Below are 20,119 nucleotides of genomic sequence, written 5' to 3' on the forward strand. Positions count from 1 at the left end.
ATCCAGCAGAATCATGCTCAAATGGCTGCCGATAAGAGGAAAGTCGCAATTAGACTGGATGTTTTCCAATGGAAAGGTGAGTTTGCGCTTGAAAACAGTCAAAAGACTGTACATTATCCAATGGAATGGAACGGTTGGTGAGAAGAGTTGCAGGAACAGGCCGTTTGTCCGCACACATCCAATCTTCTATCCTTTTATCCACTCTCCCCGGGGCTCAGACACCCGTCGGAAACCCCAACGCCGTGCGCTCAGTCCCTATCGTAAGGTTCCGCCTCTGCGCGTTCAGTCCTCATCGTGAAGCTCCTAACGCCGCACGTTCAGTCCTCGTCGAAGCCCCCAACGCGGCACGTTGAGCCTCTGCCGGCAAGCCCCCCCTGCATCGCCTCAGGTGCTGCTAGAGGCGTGCTGGCTGGCAAGCCTAGTCTCCGCCAGCAAAATCCCGCATCGCCTCAGGTGTCGCTACAGCGGGCTTCCCAATACAGCTTCATACGCTCAGCCTACTGGGAAAGCCCCTGCACCCTCGTCTGTGGCCCCCCGCAGCGTTATAAATGCCGCCAGAACATGCCTCCCAACGGGCTCGCAGGCCTCGCCTCCGCTGCAAGCTCTGCCCCACAGGCACCGCTTGTCTGAGCCCCATTTTGCAACTGTCATTTGCCCCCATTCTACTCAGCCCGCAAGCGAGCTCTACAATGCTACTCCGTAAACGTGCTCTACAAGTCTGCTCTACAAGCCCGCCCCGCAATCCTGCCCGGTAAGGGCCCGATGACAGACTCCCGCTGCCATTTGTTCAAAATGGTTGCAACGACAGTTCGGTCGTAGGACAATGGATTAAAGGGAGATGTAATAGGGAGGCCACAAAATGAGCATGAATTTGGACAATCCAATGACGATAGAGTTAAAGAGGCATCTGGAGGAGCGAGAGCTAACCGCGGCAGAACACTATTTGCTCTCTGCGTGCAAGCAAGGAGTTCGGCTAGACTTGGTGCAACGGGATGAATACGAACATACGGGCGGCTCGCGCGTCGGCGGGCACCCGGATCTGCCGGAGCATACGGCTTGGCCGGTGACGAAAGACGGAACGAAGATGACGTTCCTCGCCCAGCTTAATCTGGCGGAAATTGCGCCGCATGACAACGCCCAATTGCTTCCGCCGCAGGGGATGCTCTATTTCTTCCTCGGCATTGACGAGCCGGCTTACAACATCGAGCACCAGGTCATTTACGTAGAACAGGCCGGAACGCTGCAACTGCAGAAGCCAGATGGCATTACCGCGCTACAGGAGGAGGACGAGGACAGAGAAGAGTTCCGGCCATACACGGTAAGCGCGCGCTCCTCGCTGGAGCTGCCGAACTATGCATATGCGGATGAGGAAGCTCTTGACCTCGAGGATATCGAGAGCTATTACGACCTGGTCGACGAATTGGCCGATAGCTCGTCGCGCAATTGGGGCTGCATGTTCGGCTATCCGGTTGGACAGCACGACGACGCGGAAGTGGAGGCGGCATTGATGCTGCTCATGAACGAACATTATGATTACAGCGCGGAACGTTCGCTGGAGAAACTGACGACGCACTTCGGCGGTGATCGGGAGCGTGCGGAACAGGAAGTGAAGGATACCGTCATGCTGCTCGAGATCGATAGCAGCGATCCGGTTGGCTTTCTATGGTGGGACTGCGGGGTTATTCACTTCTTCATGTGCAAGGAAGATTTGCTGAAGCGCGATTTTTCCCGTACTTACTGCTCGCTGTATTCGAGCTAAATACCCCAATGTAGTTTTTTCCAGGAAAGGTGAGAGGGTTATGCAACAAGAACGCATACTGCTGGTGGAGGACGATATTTCGATTGTTGAAATGCTGACCAATCATTTGGCTAAGGAAGGGTTTCACGTCACGGCGGCGTACAATGGGGAAGAGGGAGTGACAACGTTCCAGCAGAAAGCCTTCGATATGATCGTGGTCGATCTGATGATGCCCAAGCTGGATGGCATGGAAGTAATCAAGCTGATTCGGGCGACGAGCTCCATCCCGATCTTAATTATGTCAGCCAAGGACAGCGACGTGGACAAAGCATTGGGATTGGGTTTCGGAGCGGATGATTACATTGCCAAGCCGTTCTCCCTCATTGAGATGACGGCACGAATCAAGGCGGGGATCCGCCGCGCCACGGCGTATACCCATCCCGTCCAGCAGGAGGAACGCAGAAATGTGCTTACGTTCGAGCAGTTGACAGTGGATCTGGACAACTTCTCCGCCATGAAGCGGGACGAGGACATCAAGCTGACATCCAAAGAGTTCGATATTTTGAAATTGTTCATTACGAATCCGAATCGCGTATTCACGAAAGCGCAAATTTACGGCTTCGTATGGAATGATGACTATATGGGTGATGAGAACGTCATTAACGTTCATATACGGAGACTTCGCGAGAAGATCGAGGATAATCCGTCCGAGCCGCAATATATTAAGACGTTATGGGGAATTGGATACAAGTGGGCGGGCCATTAGTATGACGATAGCACTGGCCGCCATCGTCGCCGTCCTGCTGGGCATCATCGCCATGCAATATGCGTTCAACCGAACGAGAACCGCGAGCATTCGTCGTCTTCATGAGCAGTTGAACCGAATTGTCAACGGCGGCACAAGGGAGAAGCTGCTGCTCGTGACGGATGATCAGGAGCTTATACCGCTGCTCGTCGAAATCAACCGCCTTTTGGAGCGCAACCAACAATCATTGGCCAACCATGCCAAGACGGAAATCGCAATGAAAAAAATGATTTCCAACATATCGCACGATTTGAAGACACCGTTGACCGTTGTGTTGGGCTACTTGGAAACGGTAAATCTGGACGGACAGATGAGTCAGGAAGAACGGGCCTCCATGCTGTCCAAAGTGCAGAAAAAGACGCTTGAAGTGTTAGAGCTCATTCATAAATTTTTCGATTTGGCGAAGCTGGAGTCGGGAGATAAGGACATTCCGCTGACTAGCATCCATCTCAACGAGATTTGCCGGACGAACATGTTGGCCTTTTACGACGTGTTGACGGCGAGAGGCTTCGAGGTTCATATTGATATTCCTGATCAACCGCTCTATGTAATGGGAAATGCCGATGCGCTTGATCGGATATTGAACAATTTGATTTCCAATGCGATTCAGCATGGGGGAGACGGCAATGCAATCGGACTTGCGCTGCGAAAAGACGGAGACTGGATCCGTGTAGAGGTGTGGGATAAAGGGAAAGGCATTAAAGAGCTGCACCGGGATCAGGTATTCGAACGGATGTACACCCTCGAGGATTCGCGGAACTCGTCGTATCAGGGCAGTGGTCTGGGCTTGACGATTACGAAGCGGCTGGTCGAGAGCCTAGGCGGGACCATCCATCTGTACAGCAAGCCGTATGAGAAGACTGTCTTCTCATTTGCCTTGAAGAAAATACGCTATTAGATTTATACAATCTTCCCGGTGCTGACAAGTTAACCTTTTGAACATGCACGATGAGCCGGCGATCCAGCTTAAGAAATTCGTAAGAATCGGGTAAGAAAAAAGAGAATTTCACTCCTTACAATAAAAGATAAGTGAAGGAGCGAAAGGGGAAACAATCATGACCTGCCTGTTGAGAACAAACCAACTAACGAAGACGTTTCAAGGCAAAGAAGTCGTCTCGAATGTCAATATGAATATTCAAAAAGGGGAGATTTACGGATTTCTCGGACCGAATGGAGCCGGCAAGACGACGATTATGAAAATGATTACGAATCTGGTGAAGCCGACCGCCGGCGACATCGAATTGTTCGGGGAAAAGCTGACCGATACTTCCTACCATCTGCTGGGAAGAATGGGCACCATAATCGAATATCCGGTCTTCTATGACAAGCTGTCAGCCAGAGAGAATCTGGAGCTGCATTGCGAGTATATGGGGTATCACAACAAGCAAGCCATCGATGAAGCGCTGGAGCTGGTCAAGCTGACGAATACCGGCAGCAAAGCAGTGAAAGACTTCTCCCTCGGGATGAAGCAGCGGCTCGGCATCGCAAGGGCTATTACGACGAAGCCCGAATTACTCATGCTGGACGAGCCGATCAATGGTCTCGATCCAGTCGGGATTAAGGAAATTCGCGACTTGTTCAAAATGTTGAGCAAGGAATACGGCATCACGATATTGATTTCCAGTCACATCCTGGGGGAAATTGAACAGATGGCGGACACGATCGGCGTTATCAACCATGGCAAGTTGATCGAGGAAGTGTCGATGGAGCAGATCCGGGAGAAAAATACGGAGTATATCGAATTTACGACGAACGATTGTAAAAAAGCGGCGTTTCTGCTAGAGAAGCATCTGGGAGTATCCAATCTGCGCGTAATGGACGATCATATCATCCGTGTGTATGATCCCTCTGTACCACAGAGCTCAATTACGAAGACGTTAGTCATGAACGATGTCGTCATCGAGTCGATTCACAAAAAGAACAGTTCGTTGGAAGACTACTTCCTGTCCTTGCTGAATGGCGGTGGCATCGTTGCGTAAGTTAATGAGCCTAGAACTGAAAAAATATAAGATCGGCGGGTATATTCGCGGCGCTCTTATCGCGAACGTCGCCATTCTCGGCATGGTGCTGCTGATGATCCATGGAGTTGAATATGCGGATGAGGCCGTCTTTACCTCCTTTTCCGAAGTATTCATAGGTATCGATATGTTTGTGAGAGGCACGTTTATCGTGTTCGCCGCCGTGTTATTGTCGCGCTTCATTATTGATGAGTTCAAAAACAAGTCGATTACGGTGCTCTTCATGTATCCGATTAACCGGAAAAAGCTCATTCTGGCGAAGCTGATCATCGTCTTCCTGTTTACGTTCCTGTCCATCATCATCTCCGACTTGTTAGTTAGCGGCGCTATACTGGCAATCAATGAGTTTACTCATAAAATGAGCGAGCCGCTGACGGCCTCCATCATGACGGAAGCCTCGATCAGCTTCGGGATGAATGCGCTGGCAGCCAGCTGCATGAGTCTCATTCCGCTATATTTTGGCATGAGAAAGTATTCAACGGTGACGACCATCACCACTTCCTTGCTTATCATAATGATCGTCTGTTCGAATAATGGCGGGGTATCGCTCAATAACATCATTATTATCCCTATTACGCTGGCTATCATAGGCGTCTTCGTCGCTTATGCCGCGCTCAGAAACATTGAGCATGTCGACGTTATCAAATAGAAGGAACGAAAGAGCGCCCATCATGGGCGCTCTTTGTTATGAATCTCAATGGAAGAAGCTTCGGATATAGAACGACCGGAGCACTATTATTCGATTGTCTCGCCTGCAGCTTCAGGAATGACGGGCACGCCTTGCAGCGGCTTCCCTTCCTTGTAGTACAGCGACGGAGTGAGAATGACGTAGAAAATATGGACATGGTCATATCCATGCTCTTGCAATAGGGTGTAGAGCTTGGAAGCGACTGCATCATGCTTCTCTTGTTCTCGCTGAAACATATAAATTTCGACGGACAAAGGCGAGTTGGCGACTGGCACCGCGTGAATAAGCTCAATCTTCACGATGTCCGGTGGAATATGGACGGTGTCGGCAACCAGATGGATGACTGCAGAGGAAATGCGTTCAACAAATGGCTGCTTAAACCCTTTAAAACGAATAAATGGCATAATATCATCCCTACTTTAAACTCTAGTATCATATGTCATTGTTTATATAGTTAATTACCCTTACGTATCATATCATATGTTGTGCCGTTTACGGAATAGGTGTCCCGATTCGAATCGCGTCTTGATTCGATCGTGAGTGGGTGCCCTGTTAACGAACGGCTGCGGCCGTACGTGCGAATACGCTGCGGGCGACGATGAGACAGATGACGCAGACAGCCGCGTACATAATCATCAAGGTCTGGAACGAAGACACATCGAGAATGATGCCGGTAAAAATGAGCGATAGCTGCAGAACGGAAGTTTCAATCATCCGTTTCAGCGAGAAGAAGCGTCCCAGCGCATCTTTGGAAATACGCACCTGCGCCTCCGTATTGGACAGCGGGATGAATAGCCCGCCGGCGAACCCGAATACGGCAAAGCCGATCATTTGAACCGGCATAAGCGGAATGCTCAGGATGATCAGGCTGCCAATGACGAGCATGGCCCCGCCGAAGAGCAGCGCGGGTTTGCTCATACGTTGTGCGAGCTTTTTCATCGCCAAGCCAGCGATAAGGATGGACGTGCCCTCCACAGCATAAATGATCCCCTTCAGGCCGTCAAAATGATGGGCTTCGCTCAGTTCAATGGCAAATACATTAAAGCCGCCGATAAATAAAAACGGAATGCACGTCATAATGAGCAGCGCTTTGACCATAGGCTCCCGCCGCATGAGCGGAAACAACTCGGAGAAGGACGCCTTGGAGCGAGCGCGATGCGTGACGTTGCTCAACTGCGACCGGTCAAAGGACAGCATGCACGTCAAAATAATTAATACGACATAGGTGATCCCGGAGATGACATATACGTTCTGCAAGGACAGAATGGTCAGCAAGACGCCGCCGATGGCGGTTCCGAAGATGCGGGCGATCGTAGTCAGATTGAAGTTGAGCATATTCGCCTTCATTAGCTGATCCTCTGGCACAATGATCGGCAGCACGGCATTCACCGTCGGGAAATAGAACGAGGAGGATATGACGATGATTAGTTGAAACACGATCATATACCAGACGTTCTGGTCCCATATGGCGGCGAGCATGAATCCGATGGCGGCGATCCGCAGCATGCCGCTGTACAGCAAGATTTTCTTCGGGTGCAACCGGTCGATGACATTGCCGGCATAAGGGGCCAAGAAGATGCCGAATACAGCCCCGGACACCAAGATGGACGATTGCAGGAAGCGGGAAGACAACTGCTCGCTTAAAAACTGCAGGCTGCCGATCGTGCCAATCCATGCCGCCAATTCGGACACGAATACTCCGGACAAGATGAGCCACATATTTCTATTCGATTGCATTGTCATCGTGATCCGTGTCCTCCTGTCCGTCTCCGAACACAGCCGCTCCGCCGACGCTGCGCTGAAAGCCGATAAGCGACATCATATAAGGCTTCGCGTCTGCAGGCCCATTCGCCTCCTGCTGTTTGAAATGCTTATGATATAGCTCTTTAAATTCCTTCAGGAAGGCTGTAAACTGCTCCTCCGTCGCATGAAATTGATAGGTGGCCGCCAAGTTTTTCTTCATGTCCTGGTTGTGGCTCTTTAACTGGAAAGCTTCGCCCGGCGCCTTCTCGATTTCTTGCCGCGTCGTCAGCACCGTCTCCAAAAAAACTTGCCGCGACGTCTCGATAAGCTCATGGCTCGGGAGCAGATCATCGCTCGGAATGAACCTTCTCGCCACTGCCTTATAGAACTTCTGCATGATGCCGTTCTTCTCTTCTTCCCGCACAATCCGCACGATGCCGTGTTTCTCCAGCTCTTTTAGATGAAAATAGATTTTGGTCTTCGGAATGGCGAGGATTTCCGCCAATTGCTGCCCCGTGTACTCTTGCTTCACCAGATTCATCAATATTTTTGTACGCAGGGGGTCGCTGATCACTTTCAATTTCTCCAGCGTGTCGATAATAAACAAGTCCTGTTGCATCATTATGTTCACCCTTTTTAGAACGTTCTATTTTATTTGACCGTTCAAATTTATCATTCCGTACAAAGGGTGTCAATTCCAAATTTACAACGATACCTTAAATTGGCCCGGACAGGGTTGCTGCCATGCATTATAAAAGAAATATAAAATTCGTTATGAAGTTTCTGCATACAGGGCTGGAAGCGGTTGCGCGAATTATCGTACAATGAGAATATAATGTCGGGGAACGTGGGAGGCGAGTGCTGCAAGCCCCGTAATCTGATGATGATGGAGGGGGATTACGCATGGCGATTAAAGCGATTGCATTGGATTTTGACGGGCTTATTTTGGATACGGAAACGGCGAGTTATTTATCCTTTCGCGAGATTTGTCAGGAGTACGGGCACGATATGCCGCTTGCCGTCTGGAGGGAGTGGGCCGGAGGAATCCGCACCTGGCCATTGGCGTGCGAATATTTGGAAGGGCTTCTGGGCAAATCAGTGGATCGCGAAGAGCTGCACCGCCACCATCGGCACATTTATAATGAGATGATTGCGGAATGGGACGTGCTTCCAGGCGTGAGGGAATTGTTGGATACGGCCGGAAGGCTGGGCCTCAAAGTCGCGCTTGCTTCCAGCGCTTCGGCGGCTTGGGCCGTGAATCATGTCAAGCGTTACGGCTTGCTCGAGTATTTCGATTTTCTGCAGACGCGCGATAATGCGACCAAGGTCAAGCCCGATCCCGAGATCTATTTGAAGGCGGTGGACGGACTTGGCGTAAGAGCGGACGAGACGATTGCGTTCGAAGATTCGGTGGTAGGAACACAAGCGGCGAAGGCGGCGGGACTATTTTGCGTCGCGGTGCCGAATCATGTTACGGCGAACTGCTCGTTCGATCACGTCGACATTCGGTTATCATCGCTCCTTGATATGGGACTGGAGGACATTATCCATACTTTGGAGAAGGGTAATCCGGTGCCGCAAGAAAGCGATATATAGACACAGTAAACAGTCACAATAAATTAGAGGTGGGAGTTATGGACGTTACGTTCATGAGTTTTAATTTGCGGTACAACGAGATTCAGGATGGGGAAAATGCATGGCCCTATCGGGTTGAAAAAGTGGCTGAGGTCATCCGGAGTCACGAACCGTTAGTCATCGGCACTCAGGAAGGGCTGCACCCGATGCTGCTCGATATGGAGCAAAGCTTGCCGCAATATGGCTTCATCGGCGAGGGGCGGTACGGCGGACAGCAAGATGAGCATAATGCCATTTGGTATGATAAAGAACAGATTACACCGGTTGAATCCGGGCAGTTCTGGTTGTCGGAGCAGCCGTCTCAGCCTGGCAGCATAAGCTGGAACAGCAGTCTGCCGCGCATTTGCACATGGGCCCGGTTCCAGTTCATCAAGGGGGCTTCCAACGAATTTATCGTGTTCAATACGCATTTGGATCACGAGAGCGAGGAAGCCCAAGTGAACGGAATTCGTCTCGTTCGACAGCAAATGGAGGAACGCTTCCGGAAGCGTCCGCTGCCTATGGTGCTGATGGGAGACTTCAATTCAACGCCTGACAGTCCCGTGCTGGACGTCCTCCACTCGAATCCGGATGGCAGCTTGCTATCTTTGACAGACGCTTATACGGCAGCCGCCGGCAAGGTCGGGCCCACATTCCATGACTTCAAGGGCGGGGAAGACGGAGAGGCCATTGATTATATTTTTGTGTCCAGCGACGTTCGCGTTATGGCGACGAAAGTAATCAGGGAGCAGATTAACGGAAGATATCCTTCTGACCATTACCCGGTAGCGGCGCGCGTCTCGATGAACTGACGGACTAGCCCCGCTTACCCGGGTGTTGGATGTGGAGCGGCGGCGTTTCCCGGTGAATACCGAGAAGCGGTCGCCGTTATCCGGATTACCTCGTGTGATACATAAGAGGAGGAAGCATCTTCGTATTGATGACCATTGATGACTGACAGAGGGGACAGCTCGGAGTTTTTTCAAACGTGAGATTTTCTCTCATCCAGCAAGAACAGTCCTCACTGCTGCAACTCCAGATGGAAGTTTGCTCATCCGGAACCGGCTCGATATTTTTCTTAGAATAATACATCGCGAAACCCTCCTTATGTTGTTATAAAGATTGTTCAAAGAGTATCTGTTTTGAACAGGCACTTATAGGGGCTACGGGCAATGAAAAAGAACTGCCCGGAGGACAGCCCTTTTTAAATTGGCTACAGTCTTGCCACACAAAAGCGGATTACATAAGGTAAAGGAACCGCTCTTTATATAGTATGTGAATTAAGTACTGAATATATGATAATTATTTGTTTAACCTGCCTGTACATGCGGAAAAGCTGCTACATGAATAGTTTTCCAAAAAAAATTGTAAAGGTAGGTGTTCAACGACTTGCATATCTCAATTTTATATGATATTATGATGTCAATTGATAAATTTGAACCACGCTTCACACATTGAAAAGGGTATCATTTTTACGATGGAACTTTTTTCAATGTGTGAATTTTTTTAAAGTTGAAAAAATAAACATGTTATATTTCCTTTTGGAGGTTAAGAACAATGCAAACAGGTACAGTAAAATGGTTTAACGCAGAAAAAGGTTTTGGCTTTATCGAAGTTGAAGGCGGCAGCGATGTATTCGTACACTTCAGCGCGATTCAAGGCGACGGCTTCAAATCCTTGGACGAAGGACAACGCGTTCAATTCAACGTGGTACAAGGCAACCGTGGACCACAAGCTGAGGACGTAACGAAGCTGTAAGAAAAGCCAGACGACTGCTCTTGACATGTGTGAAGAGCAGTTTTTCTTTTGGTTGCAAGATCAAAAGAAAGGGAGGGTAACGATGAATTATCGCAAGAAACCATTAGAGGAAATTCCGGAGGAAAATACGGCCATCTGGTCTTGCACGAAAGAAGGCTGCAAGGGTTGGATGCGCGACAATTTTGCATTCGAGAATGAGCCGACTTGTCGGTTATGCAACTCTCCGATGGTCCGTGATATGAAGATGCTACCGTTACTTGTTAACCCGAATGGTGATCTGAAATCGATCAAGAAGGGTGTGCAGATCGAGTAGTTGTTGCTACAACAGCTTACCTCTTCTGCGTAACGAGACGGATTGACGGACGACGTATCATTGTGGTTGTGAACAGCCTCCGCCATGTAAAAGGACACCTCACGAGGTGTCCTTTTTGCGTATAGCCGCACCAATTGCAAGGTGCTGGAGCTGTTGTGCTATTTGAATTGGCAAGGCAGGCGGGGTTGAATGATTTCGAGCTAAAAGCGGGATTTAAAGAACTGTATGGAACGACCGTGTTCGGCTTTTTGCGTGAGAAGCGGCTTGAACAGGCGCTCTGTCTGTTGCAGCAGGGACAAATGAATAGTTCTGAGGTGGCCTGCTCGGCAGGCTGCTCGAACCCCGAATACTTTGCGGCCGCCTGTAGAGAAAAGTTCGGGGGCAGTCTGAGCGAGGTCATTCGGCAGCATTAACGCTAAAGAAGCTTTCTTCATAAGAAGAGGGCTTCTTTTTGTCTTTTTACGTCATCGGACTACTGCTTGCGGTGGTCATCGCGCGCACGCTGCCGGAGACCAGACCGCAAGGAACTGTAAGGAAGCAATTTTGTCTGTCGAGCTTTGCTGCCATTATGGGCAATCGGACCGGTTCCGCATTACTGGCAATCGGGTTCGCAAGTACGAAATGGGGACAAAAAATACCTGCATGCAACGGACGATATGCGGAATCTGAAGAAAATGAACATCATACGTTCATTTTGACATAAATTCGGCCTTTCAAGGCCGGATTTCTTTGTTTGACGAATATCTTGTTCAAGATATATACTACTAAATAGTTTACTGCTAATTATTTTAATTCTAAATTAATTATCGAGAGGAATCGATTTCGATGCAGGCAAGATCACAACTGCTTGAACTGTCCACCCTTTTTAGATTGCTGCTGAAACGGATGACGCAGGAATGGAACAAGCGGATGATTGCGAACCTTTCATTTTCGCAATTTCGCATCCTTTACAAGCTCAATGAAGGGGGGAAGAAGAAGGTCTCTGAATTGGCGGAAGCACTGTGCATTACTTCCGGTGCGATTACCGGAGGCACTGATAAATTGATTAAAGAGGGACTGGCAGAACGAAAAAGAGCGGAGGATGACCGCAGGGTCGTCTACATTTATATTACGGATAAAGGTAGAGATATCGTGCAGATGATGCTTGAGCGTCAAAAAGAAACGATCTCCATGTTTTTTGAAAGCTTGCCAAATGAAGATGTCGGGCATTTGAAACGAATATTCACGCAAATTTTAGAAAATACAGAGGGACAGTCAAAGGAGTAGAAGAAAAAACCGTGGAACATTTGTCACACAAACGAAAAATGACCATTATGATGGCCATTATCGCAGCGATGTTCTTTTCTGCGATTAACCAGACGATTGTCGGTACGGCACTGCCCCGAATTATCGCCAAGCTTGGTGGCATGGATTACTATACATGGGTCATCACCATTTATATGCTTACCTCTACCATTGCGACGATATTAGTGGGGAAGCTGTCCGATATTTACGGGCGCAAGCCGTTTATTCTTTCAGGTATTATATTTTTTATGATTGGCGCATTCTTGTCCGGAACCTCAGCGGATATTATTCAGCTTATTATTTACCGCGGGATTCAAGGGATAGGTGCCGGGATTATTATGGCTACGGCCTTTACCGCTGTCGGTGATTTGTTCGCGCCGCGCGAACGGGGCAAATGGACGGGAGTCATGACCGCCGTGTTCGGGTTTTCCAGTGTGATTGGGCCAGCGCTGGGCGGTTATATTGTGGACCATATGGATTGGAAATGGGTGTTCTGGATTTTCCTCCCGTTAGGTATCGTTGCATTTTTTATGATTCTCATCCTATTTCCAAAGGTGGAGCGCAAGCAATCGGAATCGATCGATTACGCAGGTTCCTTATTCCTGACGCTGACAATCGTACCGCTGCTTCTCGCCTTCTCGTGGGCGGGCACGCAATATGCCTGGGGTTCACCGCAGATCATCCTGTTGTTTGCCGGAACATTGGTCTCGCTGCTTATCTTCCTGTTTGTGCAGACGAGAGTGAAGAGCCCGGTGCTTCCGTTGTCCTTATTTAAAAATAGTGTCGTGACCATTTCCAATGTCATCGGATTTTTGATGAATGCGGGTATGATGGGGGCGCTTATCTATATTCCGTTTTTCGTGCAGGGCGTAATGGGCATCTCTCCGACCTATTCCGGTTATGTGACGATGCCGATGTCCATCTGCATGGTCATCTCCAGCGCCATTAGCGGTCAATTGATTACGAAGACAGGGAAATATAAACGATTTGCCCTCTTGGGCATGCCGGTCATGATTCTCGGTATGATTATTATGAGCTTCATGGACAGCGTATGGATGGCTGTAATCAGCATGATCGTATTTGGCTTCGGCCTCGGCCTCGGAATGCCAGTATTCACGCTTGCTGCACAGAACGCAGTTGCGCCTCAGCAATTGGGCGTCGTCACCGCTTCCTCGCAGCTGTTCCGCAACATGGGGGGGACGATCGGGATCGCCGTGATGGGTACCATTATGTCTTCGAAGATAACTAGCAATCTTGCGGAGGCGGCTGCTTCGGGTAAAGCGGTAGATCTGTCTCAGTTGGATCCGAAGGTTGCCGAACAGTTCCAAGCGTTTCATAATCCGCAAATGCTGCTGGACCAACCGAAATTGGAGCAGATCCAGCAGAGCTTGCCAGAAGCGCTGAAGACGATCTTCACGCAGATGATAGATATGCTGCGCGATGCGTTAAGCAGTTCATTATCGACGGTGTTCTTGTCCGGTGCGGCTTTGCTCGTCGTTGCCTTGATGTTGGCCTTCTTCCTGAAGGAAATTCCGCTGCGCATGACCAGCCGCACGTCTTCCGGTCAAGAGGATGGAACGTCTGCGGGCCAATCCGGCGCTGTGCCGGCGAAGCAAGTGTTGTTGGAGCAAACGGCGGAATAGCCAATTGAATATTGCTGTAACAGTTGAGCATGACAGAGCTGTTCCGAAAGTGGATAAAAATACTTGAGGGATGGAAAAATGGTGGGGCAGAGACTATCTCTGCCCCACCATTTTTCGTTTTGGATCAGACATATAAGTTGAGCGTTACGTCCGTCTTGCATGCTTGGACCACCCGAATGCTGGTCTCGTTCCAGCCGGGGGCCGGCGGTTCGCGTTGAAGAACAATCCCATCGCCACTCGGGCACACGCTATCGCCACGGCGGTAAACAGAAGGGACCAGAACACGGCGGGAATGAACGTAGCTGCGCTTAGATTGGAAGCGTCGCCCGCTTGCGTCGGCTGCTGGATGGACGCGACGATAAGGAACAGCGGTCCCAGCACGGATTCCACCAAGCAAATAAAGGCGACCAGCAAATAATAAAAATCTCGCAGCCAACGCCAAGGAACGAAATATATTGCTGCGCTCAGCACGATAAATCCGATGCACCACATGACCCCGAATGAATTGCGCACGAAGAAGAGAACGTTCACCAAGGCCAATACGGATAAAGTAATTAACCCGGCTTGCTGCTTCCCGCGCGAATACAAATAGAACAGCAGCACGGTGAACAAGGCGGAAATCGTATATCCCGCAAGGGAGATAGGAATGAACCGCCACGAATGGGCCACGGATGAGTAGGTGACCCCGCTGTGGTCTGCGAACAGATGAATATACTGCACCTTCCCGGATAAGAGCAGCGTAACGATCGCATGACCGAATTCATGCACTAATGTATCGACGTTGCGGAAAAAGGACGAGAACGGAATCCAGCGCGTCAAGATGGCTGCTCCTACGATAAAAGCGATTGTCTTCCACCATTTATTCATGAATTATGACCAACCTCCGCATCCAATCTTCTTACCGAGCATATTACAAAGGCGCCGGCATGTAAAATGCACTGACGATTCAATAGAGGCAGCTATTATAAGAGGGACGATTAACATGTCGTCCTCGTTCTGTTTTTGTCGAATAGACGGTACTATTGGCATAATCGTTTTACAAGATCGGCAAACGTAGTATACTTGTTCCATATGAAACTTCTTCCAAGCAACCTTCACCTTTTTATCACACCTTAGAACATCCCTCTACTTTATTTCCACAATTTTCACGTATACAAGATCGAAATTTGAAGGGAAACGGCGGATGGCATGCTGACGCTGGTGCACTATATTTAGCATGAGAATGATATGGGTCAATGAAGTGAATCGGGAGGGAAACCATGGAACTGAATCACGTGATTCAGCGGCAAGCGCAAGATCAAATGATCGAATGGATCGACACATCCAGGCGAAGGGCTAGGGAATCAGGCTTGAACTCAATGAAGATCCCAATGTTTCGCACCGTAATGACGCAATCGGAACTCATTTGCAAACGCTTAGCTTATGAGGAAATTTTGTCGGTCATCCGTTTTTTTATGGACAAATTGTTGAATCAGCTGCAAGGGACACCCATCATTATCGTCATTTCCGATGAAAAAGGCTACATGCTGGAATTGGCCGGGGATGAGACGATGAAGCAAACGATTACGCAATTGGGCATTAAGGAAGGTGTACAGTTTGCAGAAGAGGAGTGCGGTACGAACGGGATTAACCTCGCTCTAAATCACCGAAGTCCGGTGCAATTAATCGGCAACCAGCATTACCATCAGTTTTTTCACTCCAGGGTATGCTACTCTGTACCTTTTCATTATACCGATATCAATAATTTACTGGGTTCGATTTCCATTATGACATCGCTCGAACAAGCTCATCCCTATTTCTTGACGATGCTCATTACGGTTGTCGATTCTATCGAGCGTGAACTCCTTCTCCGCAGGCAGAACAGGAAATTAGATATTTTAAACCATATTATGATGGATACGACCCGCAATGGCATTATTATTACCGATAGAGAAGGACACATTACGGAATTCAATACGTATGCTGAGAATCTGACAGGTCTCACAAAGGAAGATTTGATCGGGAAGCCCGTAATTAATCTATTCCCTATGGGGCCATATATCGATAAAGTGATTCGTCATGGAGACAAGCATGAAGATATCGAGATTGTTATCGAGCATCCGTCCGGTCAGACCAAGTGTGTCTGCTTATTTGATGCGCTGCCGATTCTGGACGAGTACGATAACCCGATTGGGGCGTTCGGGCAGTTCCGGGATATTACAGAACGATACGAAGCAGAGGAACGATACAACTATCTCGCTTATCATGATGAGCTGACAGGGCTCCCCAACCGCAGACATTATAACGATCATTTAAATGAACTCTTGACGGAGGCCAAGAAGAACAAGCACATACTTGCCGTTCTTTATCTCGATTTAGACCGTTTCAAGCTGGTTAACGATACGTTGGGTCACAGTAAAGGGGACTATCTTCTGCAAAAAGTGGCCGAGCGTCTGCGCAAATGCCTGCCGGACGACACGGTGACTCGTATGGGCGGGGATGAATTCTCCATCTTGCTGTCCAATGTGAGAGATTCGAACGACGCGGTGCAAGCCGCACAGCAGGTGCTCCAGCTGTTTGAACAGGATTTTGTCATTGACCATTACCAATTCAGACTGTCGACAAGTATTGGCATCTCGATTTATCCTCATGATGGTCTGGATGCAGAGACGCTGCTCACGCACGCGGACATGGCCATGTATCAGGCGAAAGCGATCGGCAAAAATCGGTACATGATCTATACTCCGTCGATGGTGCGTCAATCCCATGAGAAGCTGACGATGGAAACCGATCTGCGCAAAGCAGTGGAGCATCAAGAACTCGTCCTGTACTATCAGCCTCAAGTCAACATTCAAACGGGCGAGATCGTCGGCATGGAGGCGTTATTGCGCTGGAAGCATCCGAAAAATGGGCTCATTCTACCGGCTGATTTCATACCGTTGGCAGAGGAAACGGGAATTATCGTCCCGATTGGGGAATGGGTGCTTCATGAGGTGTGTCATCAAATTTTGAATTGGGAGCAATCCGGTTTGCGTCCGATGAAGATTTCTGTCAATTTGTCGCCTTACCAATTTCTGAACAGCAACTGCGTCGATGCCGTCGAGCGCGTGTTGAAGCGAACCGGAATCAATCCGCGGCATCTGGAGCTTGAAATTACGGAGAGCATGACGATGGATGTGGAACAAGCGACTCCACTCATTCATCAGCTGCGTAATTTGGGCGTGCAAATTAGCATTGACGACTTCGGGACAAGCTACAGCTCGCTTAATTATTTGAAGAAGTTTTCCGTACATCGTCTCAAAATCGATCGCTCGTTCGTGAAAGACGTGACGAGTGACGAGCACAACCGGCAAATAGTCGGCACGATCATTGCGATGGCGCATCAGCTTGGGCTTGAGGTTGTGGCGGAAGGAGTGGAGACGGTGGAGCAACTGTCCTTCTTGTCCGAACAAAAGTGTGATGAGGCGCAAGGCCATCTGTTCAGCGCTCCGCTGCCGGCCCATGTCATTGTGGAGAAGCTGCGCGGGTCATGGTCCAAGCCGATGCGATAATTTATAGAGGTTGTTCAAAAAGTTCTCTTTTGATCACGTACTTATATGGAAAAGGAGTTAACAGTAATGATGAAGGTCTATTCGCTACTTGTAGAACATCTTCGGAAATGGGGGGTTACCCACGTATTCGGCATTCCTGGAAAATCGATTTCACCGTTGATGCTGGAATGCGAGGCGCGCGGCATCGAGTTCGTTCTGACGCGGCATGAGGCAGGCGCAGGATTTATGGCTGGAGGCTATGCCATGACGCATCAGACGCTCGGTGTAGCCATCGGCACGTCAGGGCCGGGCGGAACGAATATGCTCACCGCTGCCGGACAAGCCAAAGCTTACAACATGCCTGTTCTGTTCATTACAGGACAGCCTTCCATCCGTGATAGCGGGAAAGCGCTAGGTCAGGATTCGAGCCCGTTTACAACCGATTTGGTGAAAATGTTCGAGCCTGTCACGGTATTCAGCGCCCGCATTGAGCGGGAGGACTTGGTAGCCCGATATTTGCAGCATGCGGTGGAACAGGCGTTGACGGGCGTAAGGGGGCCTGTTCACCTGTGTATTCCATTCGATATATTGATGGCGGATATAGAACCTTTCGACCTGCCTTTGCCAGAGAGCCATCGCCGTGTCGTATCGCCGGACGTTGAAGCGGTCATTCCGCTGCTGGAGCAAGCGCAGAGACCGGTTCTGTTCATCGGCAAAGGCGTGTTAGCCGCAGAGGCGTGCGATGAAGTAAGGGCCATCGCGGAGCGTTGGCGAATCCCGGTCATTTGCACGCCGGGCGGGAAAGGCGCGTTCCCTACCCGGCATCCGCTTTGCCTCGGCAACTTCGGATTGGGCGGAACGGAACAAGCCCGCAGTTACTTGAAGTCAGGCGTCGATCTCATGCTGGCCATCGGCACCAAGCTGAGCGATATGACGCTGTCTGGATTTACCGAGGATATGGCTCCTAAGCAGATCGTGCATTTCGATTATGACTTGACCTTCGTGGGCAAGTCGATTGCTGCGCCTACGCTCGCTATTCCTGGCGATGCCAAGCTGAATTTGCAGATGCTCATTCAGAAGGCAGGCGCTTCGAGGGTGCAGGCACCGGATGAGATAGGGATTCCGTTCACGAATGAGGCGGCGTACATTGCGGCTTCCACGGCACCCGTCGAAGCTGGAACCAGCCAGACTGCTGCGTCTGCCGATACGGGCAGCTGCATGTCTGCCGTGACCGCTGTACAGGCCTTGCGGAAGGCGCTGCCTGATGATGCCGTCCTGTTCGGCGATGACGGAAGCCATTCGTTCTATGCTATCCGCCATTACGATATAAGAGAAGCGGGCACTTTTTATTTCGACGACGTGTTCGGAGCGATGGGACATGCCATCGGTTATTCCATCGGCGCAAGCATCGGTGCCCCGGACAAGCCTATCGTCTGCTTGACGGGCGACGGATGCGCCATGATGCACGGCAATGAGATTTCCACCGCGGTGAATCACCAGGTTCCGGTTATTATTGTCGTGCTGAACAACGGCCGCTTGGACATGGTCGACAAAGGGATGTCGTACCTAACGGGACGCTCTGTCGGCGCCATTTACGCTCATCCGCTGGATGTCGTGCAGTACGCGCAGTCGATGGGAGCGGACGCGCATTGCTGCCGGACGGAAGCGGATATTATCTCATCCGTGCAGGAGGCGCTGGGGACGAAGAAGCCGGCGGTCATTGAAGTGATGGTCGATCCGTTGGAGATTCCGCCGATATTGACCAGACTGCTAAGTTTGGATGATGAGCAGGGTGAAGATGCACAAGGAGGGGAATGACTTGACTCAAAACCGCTTGAATCAGAATCGGTATGAACGGGGCTTGGAGCTGTTTCAAAACATGGTCGGACCACAAGGAACGGCGGCGTTGGAAGAGGTACGCCAATGTTATCCCGATATGGCCGAGTTTATTGTAGCTAATGGGTTCGGAGATATTTATTCCCGTCCGGGACTGGACTTGAAGCAGAGGGAGCTGATCACGCTATCGTCCCTTATCACGCAGGGGGCGGCCGAACAGCTGCCGATGCACGTGAATGCGGCATTGAATATCGGCCTGACTCCGGAAGAACTGATCGAGGTTGTCATACAGTGCACGGCCTATGCGGGATTTCCAAAGGCGCTCAGCGCGTTCAACGTCATGATTGGAGAATTCCGCAATCGCGGGATAGAACTGACGGCCGGCCGCGTGTAAGATGAACGTTGGAACCTTCGGACTTATGAAAATGTGCGCTCCATCAGGGAATGAATTACTGTCAATCTTTCTAATTGCCTCATTATATGTAATAGCGAATTGTTTCAAAATTCGCTAATCCTAGAGTGACTACAGGAGGGCATATAATATGGCAATTATTAAACCCTTTATGGCAGCCAGAAGATTTGCGTCGACTATCGGGGCTGGAACGGGGACAGGGGCTGCCTTCGCCATCGCGGCTACTGCGTTTACGAATGATGCAGGGGCGGCGGCGACGGCATTTCCTGCCTCGTTTTCTTTTTACAACCTGTATATTAATGGAGTTGTTCAAATGGGGGATACTTCTACGATTTCGACAACGACCATAACGATACCGAGTGGAGATACGCTCGACGGGGCTACACCTGTTGTCATTGAAGTTGTCGTCAACTAATGTTGGATAAGGAATAAGGGCTGCATCAGAGATAGGTTCATTGCTCTGGTTCAGCCTTTTTTTACAAAAACATGGTTGCCTGCATACAGTTCGGGGACAAGACAGAAGAACGCGCATATCATGAGCCAAACGTTCAGCTATACGGGATCGCCAGCATGATATATCGAACCAAGATGAATTGACTCGATACGGGAATCGGGGTATTCTAAATCCGATTCCGTGTCTTATATGAATTTGTTCATCAACGGGATGAATCGAATCGGGCTGGTCATTAGTCGTCGGCAGTAACTCATGCACGACATTCGGGTAGACATAGATACCGTAAAAGCAGGCTGCCGAGTCA

At 49.8% G+C, this 20,119-nt stretch carries 22 protein-coding genes; 17 read left to right on the plus strand and 5 right to left on the minus strand.

The genetic code is table 11. The features are described 5' to 3' along the window. Nucleotides 1-859: 859 nt before the first annotated feature. From A372_RS0110525 to A372_RS0110545, 5 genes are all read left to right on the plus strand, one after another. Complete coding sequence (locus A372_RS0110525; protein ID WP_019420804.1) at nt 860-1,759, plus strand: YwqG family protein; 900 nt, start codon at nt 860-862, stop codon at nt 1,757-1,759. Nucleotides 1,760-1,799: 40 nt separating this feature from the next. Next, nucleotides 1,800-2,504 carry a response regulator transcription factor gene (locus A372_RS0110530; RefSeq protein ID WP_019420805.1) on the plus strand — a complete coding sequence of 235 codons (705 nt, stop codon included), beginning with the start codon at nt 1,800-1,802 and terminating at the stop codon, nt 2,502-2,504. 1 nt (nt 2,505) lies between these two features. Next, nucleotides 2,506-3,441, plus strand: a complete 936-nt coding sequence (locus tag A372_RS0110535; RefSeq protein WP_019420806.1) for a sensor histidine kinase — start codon at nt 2,506-2,508, stop codon at nt 3,439-3,441. Nucleotides 3,442-3,598: 157 nt separating this feature from the next. Then, the gene (locus tag A372_RS0110540) at nt 3,599-4,522 is read left to right on the plus strand and encodes an ABC transporter ATP-binding protein (protein WP_019420807.1); all 924 of its coding nucleotides are present in this window, start codon (nt 3,599-3,601) and stop codon (nt 4,520-4,522) included. Then, entirely contained in the window at nt 4,506-5,210 is a 705-nt protein-coding gene (locus A372_RS0110545) for an ABC transporter permease (RefSeq protein ID WP_443146833.1), read from the plus strand. The genes A372_RS0110540 and A372_RS0110545 overlap by 17 nt, the downstream gene beginning before the upstream one ends. A gap of 86 nt (nt 5,211-5,296) precedes the next feature. On the opposite strand, the gene A372_RS0110550 is transcribed toward A372_RS0110545, so the two are convergent. The 3 genes from A372_RS0110550 to A372_RS0110560 all read right to left on the minus strand — a co-directional run bounded on the left by A372_RS0110550 (nt 5,297) and on the right by A372_RS0110560 (nt 7,614). Continuing rightward, nucleotides 5,297-5,653: a DUF1904 family protein gene (locus A372_RS0110550; RefSeq protein WP_019420809.1), complete on the minus strand. Its 357-nt coding sequence runs from the start codon at nt 5,651-5,653 to the stop codon at nt 5,297-5,299. A 148-nt stretch (nt 5,654-5,801) separates the two neighbouring features. Further along, nucleotides 5,802-6,992: an MFS transporter gene (locus A372_RS0110555; protein WP_019420810.1), complete on the minus strand. Its 1,191-nt coding sequence runs from the start codon at nt 6,990-6,992 to the stop codon at nt 5,802-5,804. Then, nucleotides 6,973-7,614 (minus strand): winged helix-turn-helix domain-containing protein, encoded by a 642-nt coding sequence (locus tag A372_RS0110560; protein ID WP_019420811.1) that lies wholly within the window; start codon nt 7,612-7,614, stop codon nt 6,973-6,975. Before A372_RS0110560 ends, A372_RS0110555 begins: the two co-directional genes overlap by 20 nt. Before the next feature lie 281 nt (nt 7,615-7,895). Between A372_RS0110560 and A372_RS33730 the strand changes: the two genes are divergently transcribed. Both A372_RS33730 and A372_RS0110570 read left to right on the plus strand, forming a co-directional pair. Beyond that, a complete protein-coding gene (locus tag A372_RS33730) occupies nt 7,896-8,588 on the plus strand; it encodes an HAD family hydrolase (protein ID WP_019420812.1) in 693 nt (230 codons plus the stop codon). Nucleotides 8,589-8,626: 38 nt separating this feature from the next. Continuing rightward, the gene (locus tag A372_RS0110570) at nt 8,627-9,418 is read left to right on the plus strand and encodes an endonuclease/exonuclease/phosphatase family protein (RefSeq protein WP_019420813.1); all 792 of its coding nucleotides are present in this window, start codon (nt 8,627-8,629) and stop codon (nt 9,416-9,418) included. An 85-nt stretch (nt 9,419-9,503) separates the two neighbouring features. Here A372_RS0110570 and A372_RS0110575 read toward each other — a convergent pair whose 3' ends face one another. After that, nucleotides 9,504-9,698 (minus strand): cold-shock protein, encoded by a 195-nt coding sequence (locus A372_RS0110575; protein WP_019420814.1) that lies wholly within the window; start codon nt 9,696-9,698, stop codon nt 9,504-9,506. 465 nt (nt 9,699-10,163) lie between these two features. Between A372_RS0110575 and A372_RS0110580 the strand changes: the two genes are divergently transcribed. The 6 genes from A372_RS0110580 to A372_RS0110605 all read left to right on the plus strand — a co-directional run bounded on the left by A372_RS0110580 (nt 10,164) and on the right by A372_RS0110605 (nt 13,604). After that, nucleotides 10,164-10,364: a cold-shock protein gene (locus tag A372_RS0110580; protein ID WP_019420815.1), complete on the plus strand. Its 201-nt coding sequence runs from the start codon at nt 10,164-10,166 to the stop codon at nt 10,362-10,364. An 82-nt stretch (nt 10,365-10,446) separates the two neighbouring features. After that, on the plus strand, nt 10,447-10,677 hold the full coding sequence (locus A372_RS0110585; protein WP_019420816.1) for a cold-shock protein: 231 nt from the start codon (nt 10,447-10,449) through the stop codon (nt 10,675-10,677). A 155-nt stretch (nt 10,678-10,832) separates the two neighbouring features. Further along, nucleotides 10,833-11,090: a helix-turn-helix transcriptional regulator gene (locus A372_RS0110590; RefSeq protein WP_233695678.1), complete on the plus strand. Its 258-nt coding sequence runs from the start codon at nt 10,833-10,835 to the stop codon at nt 11,088-11,090. 38 nt (nt 11,091-11,128) lie between these two features. Beyond that, complete coding sequence (locus tag A372_RS0110595) at nt 11,129-11,380, plus strand: hypothetical protein (RefSeq protein WP_019420818.1); 252 nt, start codon at nt 11,129-11,131, stop codon at nt 11,378-11,380. A 122-nt stretch (nt 11,381-11,502) separates the two neighbouring features. Beyond that, a complete protein-coding gene (locus tag A372_RS0110600) occupies nt 11,503-11,943 on the plus strand; it encodes a MarR family winged helix-turn-helix transcriptional regulator (protein ID WP_019420819.1) in 441 nt (146 codons plus the stop codon). An 11-nt stretch (nt 11,944-11,954) separates the two neighbouring features. Beyond that, nucleotides 11,955-13,604: an MDR family MFS transporter gene (locus tag A372_RS0110605; RefSeq protein ID WP_019420820.1), complete on the plus strand. Its 1,650-nt coding sequence runs from the start codon at nt 11,955-11,957 to the stop codon at nt 13,602-13,604. Between the two features lie 144 nt (nt 13,605-13,748). Here A372_RS0110605 and A372_RS0110610 read toward each other — a convergent pair whose 3' ends face one another. Next, entirely contained in the window at nt 13,749-14,471 is a 723-nt protein-coding gene (locus tag A372_RS0110610; protein WP_019420821.1) for a M50 family metallopeptidase, read from the minus strand. Between the two features lie 392 nt (nt 14,472-14,863). Here A372_RS0110610 and A372_RS0110615 point away from each other — a divergent pair, with 392 nt between their 5' ends. The 4 genes from A372_RS0110615 to A372_RS0110630 all read left to right on the plus strand — a co-directional run bounded on the left by A372_RS0110615 (nt 14,864) and on the right by A372_RS0110630 (nt 19,776). Then, nucleotides 14,864-17,134: an EAL domain-containing protein gene (locus tag A372_RS0110615; protein ID WP_019420822.1), complete on the plus strand. Its 2,271-nt coding sequence runs from the start codon at nt 14,864-14,866 to the stop codon at nt 17,132-17,134. Nucleotides 17,135-17,200: 66 nt separating this feature from the next. Next, the gene (locus A372_RS0110620; protein WP_019420823.1) at nt 17,201-18,931 is read left to right on the plus strand and encodes a thiamine pyrophosphate-binding protein; all 1,731 of its coding nucleotides are present in this window, start codon (nt 17,201-17,203) and stop codon (nt 18,929-18,931) included. 1 nt (nt 18,932) lies between these two features. Beyond that, on the plus strand, nt 18,933-19,343 hold the full coding sequence (locus A372_RS0110625; RefSeq protein WP_019420824.1) for a carboxymuconolactone decarboxylase family protein: 411 nt from the start codon (nt 18,933-18,935) through the stop codon (nt 19,341-19,343). Nucleotides 19,344-19,491: 148 nt separating this feature from the next. Then, nucleotides 19,492-19,776 carry a DUF4183 domain-containing protein gene (locus A372_RS0110630; RefSeq protein WP_019420825.1) on the plus strand — a complete coding sequence of 95 codons (285 nt, stop codon included), beginning with the start codon at nt 19,492-19,494 and terminating at the stop codon, nt 19,774-19,776. Nucleotides 19,777-20,119 lie beyond the last annotated feature (343 nt).

This window comes from Paenibacillus sp. OSY-SE (assembly GCF_000283315.1).
GTDB lineage: Bacteria > Bacillota > Bacilli > Paenibacillales > Paenibacillaceae > Paenibacillus_B > Paenibacillus_B profundus.